Source organism: Streptomyces calvus (assembly GCF_006782915.1).
Lineage (GTDB): Bacteria > Actinomycetota > Actinomycetes > Streptomycetales > Streptomycetaceae > Streptomyces > Streptomyces calvus.
The window spans coordinates 179,073-191,233 of the sequence record NZ_VCNP01000055.1 but is presented as its reverse complement, the minus strand read 5'-3'; the positions used below and the strand labels follow the sequence as shown (position 1 = coordinate 191,233).

Below are 12,161 nucleotides of genomic sequence, written 5' to 3'. Positions count from 1 at the left end.
CCCCCCCCCCGGGGGGGGGGGGGGCGGCGGGTGCCGCGGGTCAGCTCGGAGTCATCCGTTCCACCATGTCCGGGTGCTCCTCGAGCCAGGCGGCGACGGCCTCCTCCTCGTTGCCCTGGCCGCGGTCCTTGATCTCCGCCTCCAGGGTGCCGAGCTCGTCCTCGCTCATGCGGAAGCCCTTGATCCACTCCGTGAGCTGCGGGTACTGCTCGGGGAACTTCTTGCTCGCGATGGTGTGGATCGTATTGCCCTCGCCGAAGGCCTTCTTGGGGTCCTTCAGCTTGGTCAGCTCGTAGTCGCTGTACGCCCAGTGCGGCGACCACAGCGTGACGGCGATGGGTTCCTTCTTGGCGTAGGCGCGCTTGAGCTCGGCCAGCATCGCCGGCGTGGAGCCGTCGACGACCTCGTACTCGTCCTCCAGGCCGTAGCCCGGCATCACCTTGGTCTTGAGCAGGTTCATCTCACCGGTGCCCGGCTCGATGCCGATGATCCGCCCGTCGAAGAGGTCCGCCTTGCCCTTCAGGTCCTCCAGGGACTTGACGTCCTTGACGTAGGACGGGACGGCGATCTCCAGCGAGGTGGGCTCGTACCAGGTGCCGAGGTCGGTGAGGTTGTCCTTGCTCTGCTCCCAGTAGTTCTTCTGCGCGTGCGGCAGCCAGGCGTCGAAGTTGAGGTCGAGGTCGCCGGAGGCGAGGCCGGTGTAGACCGGGCCGACGTCCATCTGCTTGAGGTTCATCCGGTAGCCGCGCCGCTCCAGGACGTTCTTCCACAGGTAGGTGACGGCGACGTCCTCCTCCCAGGGGAACCAGGCCACGTCCAGCGGTCGCTTCGCCTCGGCGGGGGTGGCACCGGAGCCGGAGCCGACCGGGGCCAGCTTGTCGACGACGCCCGGGTTGTCCTTCAGCCAGGCGCGGACGGCGTCCTGCTGCCTGCCCTTGCCGGCCTTGTTGATCTCGGCCTCCAGGCCGGTGAGTTCCTTCTCGGTCATCGAGAAGTCCTTCAGCCACTGTCCGACGACGGGGTTGTCGTCGGCGAAGCCCTTGCGGGACAGCGTGTGCACGCCGTCGCCCTTGCCCCAGCTGCCCTTGGGGTCCTTCAGCTTCTTCAGGTCGTAGTCGCTGTACGCCCAGTGCGGCGACCAGAGCGTGACGACGACCGGTTCCTTCTTGCTGTAGGCCCGCTTGAGCTCGGCCAGCATCGCCGGCGTGGAGCTGTCGACGACCTCGTACTCCTTGTCGAGGCCGTAGTCCTTGAGGACCTTGCTCTTGAGCAGGCCCATCATGCCGGCGCTGGACTCGATGCCGGTGATCTTCCCGCCGAAGAGGTCGGCCTTGCCCTTCAGGTCCTCGAGCGAGTCGACGTCCTCCATGTAGGCGGGGACGGTCAGCTCCAGGGACGTCTCGTCGTACCAGGCGCCGAGGTCGTCGAGCTGCTTGCCGTACTTCTTCCAGTACGCCTCGTGCGTGGTGGGCAGCCAGCCGTCGGTCTGGAAGTCGACGTTGCCCTGCGCGAGGGCGGTGTAGAGCGGGCCGGCCTCGAACTGCTCGGCCTCCACCTCGAAGCCGCGCTGCTCGAGGATCTCCTTCCACAGGAAGGTGGAGGCGACGCCCTCGTCCCAGGGGATGTAGCCGATGGTGACCTTCTTGCCGTTGCCGATGTTCTTGGCGTCGGCGGCGGGCGCGGAGCCGGCGGAGCCGCCGCCGAAGATGCTCATGCCGCCGGCGACCAGGGCGAGGACGACGACGCCGATCACGGCGACCTGCGGCCGGGGCCGGTAGGACCAGATCTTCATTCCCTTCGCGGCGCGGGCCTTGGCGGCGGCGCGCCGGCCGAGCGGGGAGACCTGGGTGCCCAGGGCGCTGGTCATGCGGTCCAGGTAGATCGCCAGGATGACGATGGCGATGCCGGCCTCGGAGCCGAGACCGATGTTGAGCTGGCCGATGGACTCGATGACGGCGCCGCCGAGTCCGCCGGTGCCGACCATGCCGGCGATCGCGGCCATGGACAGGCCGAGCATGATGACCTGGTTGACGCCCGCCATCACCGTGGGCAGTGCCAGCGGCAGCTGGACGCGCAGCAGGGTGTTGCGGGGCGTGGTGCCGAACGCCTCGGCGGCCTCGACCAGTTCCTTGTCGACCTGGCGGATGCCCAGCTCGGTCATGCGCACGCCCGGGGCGAGCGCGAAGATCAGGGTGGCGACGATGCCCGGGGCGGGTCCGGTGCCGAAGAAGAGGATCGCCGGGATGAGGTAGATCATCGCGGGCAGCGTCTGCATGAAGTCCAGGACCGGCCGGACGAATCCGCTGACCCGGTCCGAGCGGGCCGCCCAGATGCCCACCGGCACCGAGATGACCAGCGCGATCACCGTGGCGACGATGACCAGCGCCAGCGTCACCATCGAGTCCTCCCACAGTTCGAGGGAGTCCAGGAAGGCGAATCCGGCGAAGGTGAGGACACCGGCGACGGTGCCGCGCAGCCAGAAGGCGATCACCGCGAAGATGCCGGCGAGCAGCAGCGGTTCGGGGGCCTGGAGGACGGCGTTCACGCCGTCGTAGGCGCCGGTGAAGACGGCCTTGAAGAAGTCGAACAGCCAGGTGACGTTGGCGAGCAGCCAGTCGACGGTGCTGTTGACCCAGTCGCCGAGCGGAATCCTAGGCACGGGCCATCACCTTCTCGCCGTCCTTGTCCCGCGGGGTGTCGCAGACCCCCGGGTCGGACTCCTCGTCACCCAGGAACCCGACGAGGCGCTGCCGGGGTACGACCCCGACGACCGCGCCCTGCTCGCCGAGCACGGCCACCGGGTGCGGCACCCGGGCGCTGATGGCGCACAGGTCGGTGAAGGGGGTGTCGGGCGTCGCGGTCTCGCAGCCGCAGTCGGCCTCGTCGCCGCGCACCTCGCGCTCCATCACCGCGCCGGCGGTGAGCACGCGGGAGCGGTCGACGTCCTGGGTGAAGGAGGCGACGTAGTCGTTGGCGGGGCGGATCAGGATGTCCTGCGCGGTGCCGATCTGCACGATGCGTCCGTCGCGCATGACGGCGATGCGGTCGCCGAGGCGCATGGCCTCGTTGAGGTCGTGGGTGATGAAGACGATGGTCTTCTTCAGGGTCTCCTGCAGTTCGAGGAGCTGGTCCTGCATGTCGCGGCGGATCAGCGGGTCGAGCGCGCTGAAGGACTCGTCCATCAGCAGCAGGTCGGCGTCGGTGGCGAGGGCGCGGGCGAGGCCGACGCGCTGCTGCATGCCGCCGGACAGCTCGTCCGGCCACGACTTCTCCCAGCCGGCCAGGCCGCACAGGGCGAGCGCCTCGTCGGCGCGGGCTTCGCGCTCGGCGCGGGGCACGCCCTGCACTTCCAGTCCGTACGCGGCGTTGTCACGGACGCTGCGGTGCGGGAACAGCGCGAAGTGCTGGAAGACCATGCTGATCTTCTGGGAGCGGACGTGACGCAGCTCCCGGTCGGGCAGCGCGGTCAGGTCCTGGCCGCCGAAGCGCACCTGTCCGGAGGTCGGCTCCAGCAGGCCGTTGAGCATCCGCAGCAGGGTGGACTTGCCCGAGCCGGAGAGGCCCATGACGACGAAGATCTCGCCCGGCTCCACGGTGAAGGAGGCGTCGATGACGGCGGCGGTGGTGCCGTCGGCGCGCAGCTCCTCCCGGTCCGCCTTCTGCTGGCGCAGTCGTTCGACCGCCTGGTCCGGTCGTCTGCCGAACACCTTGTACAGATGCTCGGCCTCAAGCCTGGCTGACACGCGTACCTCTTGTCTCGACGGCAAAGGACAGGAGCGATGCCCGGCGGACGGCTCACGCGGCCCAAAACAGTTGAATCTGTAACCGGCATCGCTCCGAGGCCGCGCCTCCCCGGTTTTGCACTGGGCAAACGTGTTCGTGCGCCGCCTCACAGTGAAGGCGTGTCACGCAACTCGTTGCGTGGAGCGCATCGGGCGTCGGCTACGGGGCACTGTCGGTGGGGTGCGGCATGATGCGGGACGTGACCGGACGACTGATGCTCCTCGACACCGCCTCCCTGTACTTCCGCGCCTACTTCGGCGTCCCGGAGTCCGTCAGGGCCCCGGACGGCACCCCGGTGAACGCCGTGCGCGGACTGCTCGACTTCATCGACCGCCTGGTCCGGGACCACCGGCCGGACCAGCTGGTGGCCTGCATGGACGCCGACTGGCGCCCGCACTGGCGGGTGGAGCTGATCCCCTCCTACAAGGCGCACCGGGTCGCCGAGGAGCGCCCCTCGGGCCCGGACGAGGAGGAGGTGCCCGACACGCTCTCCCCGCAGGTGCCGGTGATCGAGGCCGTCCTCGACGCGGTGGGCATCGCCCGCGTGGGCGTCGCGGAGTACGAGGCGGACGACGTCATCGGCACGTTCACCGCGCGGGCGAAGGGCCCGGTCGACATCGTCACCGGCGACCGCGACCTGTACCAGCTGGTGGACGACGCCCGCGGGGTGCGCGTGCTGTACCCGCTGAAGGGCGTCGGCACGCTCCAGGTGACCGACGAGGCGGCGCTGCGCGAGAAGTATGGGGTGGACGGCAGGGGGTACGCGGATCTGGCGCTGCTGCGCGGTGATCCGAGCGACGGCCTGCCGGGCGTGCCGGGCATCGGTGAGAAGACGGCGGCCAAGCTGCTGGCCGAGTTCGGCGACCTGGCGGGCATCCTGGCGGCCGTGGACGACCGGCAGGCCCGGCTCACCCCGACGCAGCGCAGGCGTCTGGATCTGGCGCGGCCGTACCTCGCGGTCGCTCCCAAGGTCGTCCGGGTGGCCGACGACGTACCCCTCCCGGACGTCGACACGGCCCTGCCGCGTGCGCCGCGCGACCCGGCCGCGGTGGAGGGCCTGGCGGCCCGCTGGGGTCTGGGCGGCTCGCTGCAGCGCCTGCTGACGACCCTGTCGGCATGAACCGCCCACACTTGAACGAACGCCGCACACCGATGACGTGCCGACCGGGATCGAGGTGCTAACTTAGGTAACCCTAAGTCCGATAGCTGGGAGGCCCTCATGGCAGAGCGACCGGGACGCTCACCGCGCACACCGCACACCGCCGAGGTCGTCCGCACCGAGCGGCTGACCCCGCACATGCAGCGCGTGGTGCTCGGCGGCGAGGGCCTCTCCGGCTTCACCGCGGACACCTGCACCGACCACTACATCAAGCTGCTGTTCCCGGTCCCCGGGGTCACCTACCCGGAGCCGTTCGACATGCAGCGCATCCGCGAGGAGTTCCCGCGCGCGCAGTGGCCGGTGACGCGGACCTACACGGTGCGCCAGTGGGACGCCGAACACCGGCAGCTGACGGTGGACTTCGTGATCCACGGCGACGAGGGCCTGGCCGGCCCCTGGGCGGTGAACGCCCGGCCGGGCGACGTCGTGCGGTTCCTCGGCCCGGGCGGCGCCTACGCCCCCGACCCGGCCGCCGACTGGCATCTGCTGGTCGGCGACGAGAGCGCGCTGCCCGCGATCGCCCGCTCCCTGGAGAGCCTGCCGCACCGCTCCCGGACGTACGCCTTCGTCGAGATCGCCGGCCCCGAGGAGGAGCAGAAGATCGACTCCGACGTGGAGGTGCGCTGGCTGCACCGCGGCGGCCGCCGCGTCGGCGAGGCCCTGCTGGAGGCGGTCCGCGGGCTGGACTTCCCCGAGGGCCGGGTGCACGCCTTCGTCCACGGCGAGGCCCACTTCGTCAAGGAACTGCGCCGGCTGCTGCGGATGGAGCGAGGCGTCCCGCGCGAGGACCTGTCGATCTCCGGGTACTGGCGGCTCGGCCACAACGAGGACGGCTGGCAGGCCTCCAAGCCGGAGTGGAACGCCCGCATCGAGGCGGAGCAGGAGGGGCTGCGGGCCTCCGCCTGACCTCCGCCGCGGGCGCCGGCCGGGTGAAACCCCGGCCCGCCGCCGGCCACCGGACGGCGTGGCGGCCGTCCGCCCGGGCGCGGCTGCCCCAGGATCCGGGCGCGTGGCACACACCTTCGAGGAACTCGTGGCCAAGCAGCGCGCGGCGGACGAGGCACACGCCCGGGTACGGCTGCTGCGGGACGCCTACGGACCGCCGACCGGCACCAAGTGGAGCGGACACCAGACCAGCACCTGGGAGACGGCCTGGCGCGCCTGGCGCGACCTCGCCCGCGACCTCGCCGACGCGGTGAACGCCTACGCGCGGGCCGAGGGCGTACCGCGCCACGAGGTCGAGGCCCGGCTGAAACGGGCGGCCCACCGCGAGGACCCGCCCGAAAGCCCTTAGCGCCTGTCGTTCGGACCCCGCAATCCCGGGATGATCCGGACGACAGCGGACGACGGGCCCCGGGGTGTGCCGGGCCGGGGTCGCGGGCACCCCGGCACCGCCGTGGCGGCCCGCTGCGTACCCTTGCTCGCTGTGAGACGCCGACGCCCGACCCCACCGCCTCCCCTGCCGCAGCGCGACGGAGTGGACCCGGTGCGGGTGCGGCTGCCCGCCGGCGGCCCCGGGGCCACGGTGCGTGACCATCTGGTGCAGCGGCTGTCGGCCGCGGCCGGTGCCGTCGACGGGATGTTCGCCGCGGGGCTGGTCGTCGGGGCGGACGGGCGGCCCGTACCGCCGGACACCCCGTACGCGCCCGGTCTGTGCCTGTGGTTCCACCGGGAGCTGCCCGAGGAGGTGCCGGTGCCGTTCCCGCTGGAGGTCGTCCACCGCGACGAGCACATCGTCGTCGTCGACAAGCCGCACTTCCTGGCCACCACTCCGCGCGGCAGCCATGTCACCCAGACCGCGCTCGCCCGGCTCCGCCGCGAGCTGGGCGTCCCCGGGCTGGGTGCCGCGCACCGCCTCGACCGGCTCACCGCCGGCCTGGTGCTGTTCACGGTGCGGCCCGAGGAGCGGGGCGCCTACCAGACGCTGTTCCGCGACCGGCTGGTGCGCAAGGAGTACGAGGCCGTCGCCCCGTACGACCCGGCGCTGGAGCTGCCCCGGACCGTGCGCAGCCGGATCGTCAAGGAGCGCGGTGTGCTGACCGCCCGCGAGGTCGAGGGCGAGCCGAACGCGCTGACCCGGGTGGAACTGGCCGAGCACCGGGCGGACGGCCTCGGCCGCTACCGGCTGGTGCCCGGCACCGGCCAGACCCATCAACTGCGCGTCCACATGAACGCCCTCAATGTGCCGATCCTCGGCGATCCGCTGTATCCCGAGGTGACCGGCCCCGTCCCGGCCGGTGACTTCCGGCGTCCGCTGCAACTGCTGGCGCGGACCCTGGAGTTCACCGATCCGGTGACGGGCGTGGCGCACCGGTTCAGCAGCGGCCGGACGCTGGCCGCCTGGACCTCGTACGCCGACTGGGCCGCCGGTCAGTAGCCGCGCCACCAGCGCAGCAGGCGCTGCCAGGCGTTGCGCGGCGGGCCGGGATCCGTCACGGCCGAGGGCGGCGGCACAGGGACGGGCTGCGGCGGGGGCGGGACGAGGTGCGCCGCGGGCTGCGCGGACGCGGGTTCCGGCGCCGTCTCCGGCCGTCCGGCACCGATGTGCCAGTCCTGCTGCGGCGGTGTGTCGTTGTGGTGGCTCGGCCGCTGCATCACGTCCTGCGGCGGGCGCGGCGTGAAGCGGACCGGCAGCGCCACGAGGTGCCGCGAGGCGATCGACTCGGTGTAGCGCAACTCGTCCTCGGGGATGTCGAGTTCGACGTCGGGCAGCCGCATGAGCAGGGCGTCGACGCCGACCTCGGCGATGGCGCGGCCGATGTCCTGGCCGGGGCACTCGTGCGGGCCGCCGCCGAAGGCGAGGTGCGAGCGGTTGCCCTGCATGTCGGCGGTCGGGTCGGGCCGGATGCGCGGGTCCACGTTGGCGGGCAGCGGCGCGAACAGCAGCCCGTCGCCCTTGCGGATGCGCCGGCCGCCCAGCTCGGTCTCCTGCTTGGCGAAGTAGGCGAAGATGGTGCTGAACGGCGGCTCGTCCCAGAGCAGTTGCTCCACCGCCTCGGGCACGGTCATCTGTCCGCCGTTGAGCTGGGCGCGGAAGCGGGGGTCGATCAGCACCTGGCGCAGCACGTTGGCGAGGAGGTTCGCGGTGGCCTCGTAGGCGCCGATGAGCACCACCCGGAGCTGTTCGCGGACCTCCTCGTCGGTCAGCTCGGCCGGGTGGTTGACGAGGTGGCTGGCGAAGTCGTTCGCGGGCTCGGCGCGGCAGCGGGCGGTGAGGCGGCCCAGGGCCTCCATGATGTAGGCGTTGCTGGCGATGGCGGTCTCGGTGCCCTTGAGCATGTCGCGGGCGGCCTCGACGAGCCGGTCGTCGTACTCGTCGGGCATGCCGAGGACGTGGCACATCACGGCCATCGGCAGGTGCTCGGAGTACTGGGCGACCAGGTCGGCCTCGCCCAGCTCGCAGAACCGGTTGACGATGCGCTGGGTGCTGCGGTTGATGTGCCGGCGCAGGCCGCGGAAGTCGACGGTCGACACGGCGGCGTCGATGGCGCCGCGCAGCCGCTTGTGCTCGTCGCCCTCGGCGTGGGAGCACATCGGCTGCCACGCGATGTGCGGCATCAGCGGGTGGTCGGGCTTGACCAGGCCCTCCTTGAGCGGCGTCCAGATGCGGCTGTCCCGGCAGTACTGCCCGGGGGTGCGCACCATCTGCTGGCTCTCGGTGTGGCCGAGGACCACCCACACCGGCACGTCGTCGTGGAGCAGCGCGGGCGCCACCGGGCCGTGCTCGGCGCGCAGCCGCTCGTACAGCTCCTTCAGGTCCTCCGCCTCGTGCAGCCGGTTCAGCCCTCCGGGGCCGGTTCCGTGTGCGGGGCAGCCGGGCGGCGGGCCGGGCAGGGCGTCGTCCGTGACGGTCGGGGACGGTCCGGTCGGGGAGTGGGGTTCAGACGTCACAGTGGTCGCTCCGGAAGGGAGATCGGGGGCTGGGCGGGGACGGATCGGCGGGGTTCAGGTGAGCGAGCCCGTCATGGCGAGCGAGTGCAGGAACCGCATCAGGGTCATCAGGACGTCACGGCTGGAGGCCCGGCGCCGCACGTCGCACTCGATGATGGGGATCTGCTCGGCGAGGTCGAGCGCGGCCCGCAGGTCGGCGACGGGGTAACGCGGCGCGTCGGGGAAGGAGTTGACCGCGACGACGAACGGCACGCCCCGCTCCTCCAGCCGCCCCATCACGTCGAAGCTGACCTCCAGGCGCCGGGTGTCGACCAGGACGACCGCGCCGAGCGCCCCTTCGAACAGTCCGTTCCACAGGAACCAGAAGCGCTCCTGGCCCGGGGTGCCGAAGAGGTACAGCACCAGCTGGTCGGTGATCTTGATGCGGCCGAAGTCCATGGCGACCGTGGTGGCCGTCTTGGACGCGGAACCGAAGTTGTCGTCGACCCCGATGCCGGCCTGCGTCATGGTCTCCTCGGTGGTCAGCGGTTTGATCTCGCTGACCGAGCCGACCATGGTGGTCTTGCCGACCCCGAATCCGCCCACGATCACGATCTTCGCCGCGGCCTGTGCCGTGTGCGGCAGCTGGTCCTCGGTCCGTGGGCCCGGGATGGTGTCAGAGCCTTTGAAGTCCATTCATCACCGCTTCGAGAAGGGAACGGTCGGGGAGCGTCTGCCGGACGATCGGGGAGCGCGCCTGGACCAGTTCCGCCGCCAGCATCTCGGTGATCAGCACGGTCACCACGCTGAACGGCAGGCTGAGATAGGCCGACACTTCGGCCACCGACAAGGGGGCGACGCACAGCCGGAGCAGCGCCGCCTGCTCGGGCGTGGCGGAGGGCGGGGGGTCCGGGGAGCGGGCCACGATCAGTGTGACGAGGTCGATGTCCGCTCGTTCGCCGTCCGGTCCGGCGACGACGTACAGCCGTTCCGGGTTGCCGCCCTCCCCCTCCTTGGCCGGCCGGTCCGGTCGCGGAGGAGGGTCGTCCTGGGGGAAGCGCCTCTGGCGTTGGGGAGGAGTCATACGGTCTGCCCGTTCCGTCGGGGCGGACTGGTCAGATGGGCGCCGATGCGGACGACGAGGTCGCGCATCATGCCGCCCATGCGGCCGGGTTCGCAGGTCATGTCGGAGAGCACCGCGAGATAGGCGTTGGCGCCGGCCGCCATCAGATAGAAGTAGCCCTCGTTGATCTCGATGAGCACCATCTTCATCTCGCCGTCGCCGCCGGGCAGTTCCTGCGCGACGGCACCGGCGAGGCTCTGTACGCCCGCGCAGGCCGCGGCGACCCGGTCGGCGGCGTCGGGCTCACCGCCGTAGCGGGCGATGCGCAGGCCGTCGGCGGAGAGCACCACGATCATCTCGACGCCGGGTACGCCGTCGGCGAGCTCCTTGAGCATCCAGTCGAAGTTGGCGCGTTGCTGGATCACTTGAGGTCCCCCTCGTCATCGGCCTCGGTGCGGGCCGGTTCGTTGATGAGATGCAGGTAGGCAGTCGGGTTCCGGGTGAAGTCGGTGGGGTGGACGCCCGGGTCGAGGTCCTTCTTCAGGCCCTCCCAGAAGGCGTCGACCCACAGGCCCGGCTCGCGGTCGTTCTGCTTCTTCTTCTCGGGCTCGGGATCCGCCCAGATGTCGTGGTACTCCTCGCCGCGTTCGGCGGCCTCGCGCTTGGCCCGTTCGGCGGCGGCCTGCTCGGCGTACCGCTGGGCCAGCGGGGTCTTCACCCGGCTGCGGCGCTGCGGCAGGCCGCCCGCCGTCCACTCGGTGACCTCGGGGACGTCGTCCTCCACGGCGACCGAGTCGGGGATGCGGGGGCTGGTGGGGCGGCGCCGCTTGGGGGCGCGCTCGGGGCCGGGCAGGGCGTCGACGGGGCGGGGCACGGCGGTCGCCCCGATGCCGTGGGCGAGGCCGACGCCGGGCTGGTCGGTCATCATCTCGCTGGGCACGACGAGTACGGCGCGGACGCCGCCGTAGGCGGAGGCGCGCAGCGAGACCTGCATGTTGAAGGCGGTGCACAGCCGGCCGACGACGGCGAGGCCGAGGCGCGGGCTCTCGCCGATCTCCTGGAGGTCGACGCCCATCTGGGCCTTCTCCAGGATGCCCTCGATGCGGGCGCGGGCCTGCTCGTCGAGGCTGACTCCGGCGTCCTCGATCTCGATGGCGACGCCGGTCTGCACCTCGGTGGCGGTGACGCTCACCTTGGAGGTGGGCGGCGAGTAGCGGGTGGCGTTGTCGAGGAGTTCGGCGGCGGCGTGGATGACCGGCTCGACGTAGATGCCCTTGATGTTGACCTTGGCGATCGACTTCAGGTCGATGCGGCGGTACTCCAGGATGCGGGACATGGCGCCGCGCAGCACGCTGTAGAGCGCGACGGGCTTGGGCCACTGGCGTCCGGGGCGGCCGCCGCCGAGCACGGAGATGGAGTCGGCGAGGCGGCCGATCAGCGCGGTGCCGTGGTCGATGCGCAGCAGGTCGTCGAAGACCTCGGGGTTGCGGCCGTGGTCCTCCTCCATCTCGCGGAGTTCCTTGGCCTGCTGGTGGACGATCGCCTGGACGCGGCGGGCGATGCTGACGAAGGAGCGCTGTGAGGAATCACGCAGGGTCTCCTCGTCGTCGATGATCCTCAGCATCGTCCTGAGCAGCTGGATCTGGTACTTCGGCAGGTCGCGCCAGGCCGGGTCGAGCCGGGGCAGGGCGCGGAGCACCTCGTCGGGGGCGTTCCCGCTGTGCAGGTGGTCCAGGGCCGCGGGGACGACCTGGCTGGTGAAGTAGTGCGTCTCCGTGTCGTGGGCGGCGATGCGCGCCTCCAGACACGCACGGTGACGCTCGTGCTCGGCGCGTTCGTCCCGCAGGGCGCGGCCGCGGCGCACCGCCTCGGCCGCGGCGGCGGTCACCAGCAGGGTCGCGACGGCACCGCACACGCCGACGGCGATCCGGGCGGGCTCCGCCACCAGGGCGACGGCGGTTCCGGTTGCCGCGGCCATCACTATGGCCGGCAACAACAGCACGCGTGCGTAAGGAAGATGGACACTCGCCATGTGAGCCCTCTGAAGCGAATCGACTGATGGTCGGAAACCTGCGCATAGGGGAACAAGCACACGAATTCGTCTCAACTCGGTGCGCTGCGGGCGAGCTTAGTCCGACGGGATCATCGGCATGTCATATTCAGCAAGTGCCGGAAATGACCGCTGAGGCAGGAGTACGCTCGGGTCATTTGAACGGTGCGAATCCGTTCGAACACAGTCCGTCACCTTGCGCGGGCGTGCGAAAACCACTCACCGTCACGGGTGAG

11 protein-coding genes are annotated in these 12,161 nt (G+C 71.2%); 4 read left to right on the top strand and 7 right to left on the bottom strand.

Translation table 11 applies throughout. The features are described from left to right. Positions 1-40: 40 nt before the first annotated feature. Both FGW31_RS28330 and FGW31_RS28325 read right to left on the bottom strand, forming a co-directional pair. A complete protein-coding gene (locus tag FGW31_RS28330) occupies positions 41-2,659 on the bottom strand; it encodes an ABC transporter permease/substrate binding protein (RefSeq protein WP_142196392.1) in 2,619 nt (872 codons plus the stop codon). After that, on the bottom strand, positions 2,652-3,743 hold the full coding sequence (locus tag FGW31_RS28325; RefSeq protein ID WP_142196391.1) for a quaternary amine ABC transporter ATP-binding protein: 1,092 nt from the start codon (positions 3,741-3,743) through the stop codon (positions 2,652-2,654). The genes FGW31_RS28330 and FGW31_RS28325 overlap by 8 nt, the downstream gene beginning before the upstream one ends. Positions 3,744-3,970: 227 nt before the next feature. On the opposite strand from FGW31_RS28325, the gene FGW31_RS28320 reads away from it, so the two are divergent. The 4 genes from FGW31_RS28320 to FGW31_RS28305 all read left to right on the top strand — a co-directional run bounded on the left by FGW31_RS28320 (position 3,971) and on the right by FGW31_RS28305 (position 7,319). Further along, positions 3,971-4,903 carry a 5'-3' exonuclease gene (locus FGW31_RS28320; RefSeq protein ID WP_142196390.1) on the top strand — a complete coding sequence of 311 codons (933 nt, stop codon included), beginning with the start codon at positions 3,971-3,973 and terminating at the stop codon, positions 4,901-4,903. Between the two features lie 99 nt (positions 4,904-5,002). Next, complete coding sequence (locus FGW31_RS28315; protein WP_142196389.1) at positions 5,003-5,848, top strand: siderophore-interacting protein; 846 nt, start codon at positions 5,003-5,005, stop codon at positions 5,846-5,848. 103 nt (positions 5,849-5,951) lie between these two features. Continuing rightward, the gene (locus tag FGW31_RS28310) at positions 5,952-6,236 is read left to right on the top strand and encodes a hypothetical protein (protein ID WP_142196388.1); all 285 of its coding nucleotides are present in this window, start codon (positions 5,952-5,954) and stop codon (positions 6,234-6,236) included. 132 nt (positions 6,237-6,368) lie between these two features. Beyond that, on the top strand, positions 6,369-7,319 hold the full coding sequence (locus FGW31_RS28305) for an RluA family pseudouridine synthase (protein ID WP_142196387.1): 951 nt from the start codon (positions 6,369-6,371) through the stop codon (positions 7,317-7,319). Here the strand turns inward: FGW31_RS28305 and FGW31_RS28300 are convergent. The 5 genes from FGW31_RS28300 to FGW31_RS28280 are packed head-to-tail and all read right to left on the bottom strand — an operon-like array spanning position 7,313 to position 11,907. Further along, positions 7,313-8,833: a cytochrome P450 gene (locus FGW31_RS28300; protein ID WP_142196386.1), complete on the bottom strand. Its 1,521-nt coding sequence runs from the start codon at positions 8,831-8,833 to the stop codon at positions 7,313-7,315. The two genes, FGW31_RS28305 and FGW31_RS28300, sit on opposite strands and share 7 nt — an antisense overlap. A gap of 54 nt (positions 8,834-8,887) precedes the next feature. Continuing rightward, entirely contained in the window at positions 8,888-9,508 is a 621-nt protein-coding gene (locus FGW31_RS28295; RefSeq protein WP_142196385.1) for a GTP-binding protein, read from the bottom strand. Beyond that, on the bottom strand, positions 9,489-9,896 hold the full coding sequence (locus tag FGW31_RS28290) for a DUF742 domain-containing protein (RefSeq protein WP_142196384.1): 408 nt from the start codon (positions 9,894-9,896) through the stop codon (positions 9,489-9,491). Before FGW31_RS28290 ends, FGW31_RS28295 begins: the two co-directional genes overlap by 20 nt. Further along, entirely contained in the window at positions 9,893-10,300 is a 408-nt protein-coding gene (locus FGW31_RS28285; RefSeq protein WP_142196383.1) for a roadblock/LC7 domain-containing protein, read from the bottom strand. Before FGW31_RS28285 ends, FGW31_RS28290 begins: the two co-directional genes overlap by 4 nt. After that, positions 10,297-11,907, bottom strand: a complete 1,611-nt coding sequence (locus FGW31_RS28280; RefSeq protein ID WP_185907439.1) for an ATP-binding protein — start codon at positions 11,905-11,907, stop codon at positions 10,297-10,299. Before FGW31_RS28280 ends, FGW31_RS28285 begins: the two co-directional genes overlap by 4 nt. Between the last annotated feature and the right edge of the window lie 254 nt (positions 11,908-12,161).

What these genes read in the sequence shown, in the direction of transcription:
- FGW31_RS28295 (WP_142196385.1), bottom strand. Translation starts at nt 9,508, where the DNA reads ATGGACTTCAAAGGCTCTGACACCATCCCGGGCCCACGGACCGAGGAC.
- FGW31_RS28290 (WP_142196384.1), bottom strand. Translation starts at nt 9,896, where the DNA reads ATGACTCCTCCCCAACGCCAGAGGCGCTTCCCCCAGGACGACCCTCCT.
- FGW31_RS28315 (WP_142196389.1), top strand. Translation starts at nt 5,003, where the DNA reads ATGGCAGAGCGACCGGGACGCTCACCGCGCACACCGCACACCGCCGAG.
- FGW31_RS28320 (WP_142196390.1), top strand. Translation starts at nt 3,971, where the DNA reads ATGATGCGGGACGTGACCGGACGACTGATGCTCCTCGACACCGCCTCC.
- FGW31_RS28280 (WP_185907439.1), bottom strand. Translation starts at nt 11,907, where the DNA reads ATGGCGAGTGTCCATCTTCCTTACGCACGCGTGCTGTTGTTGCCGGCC.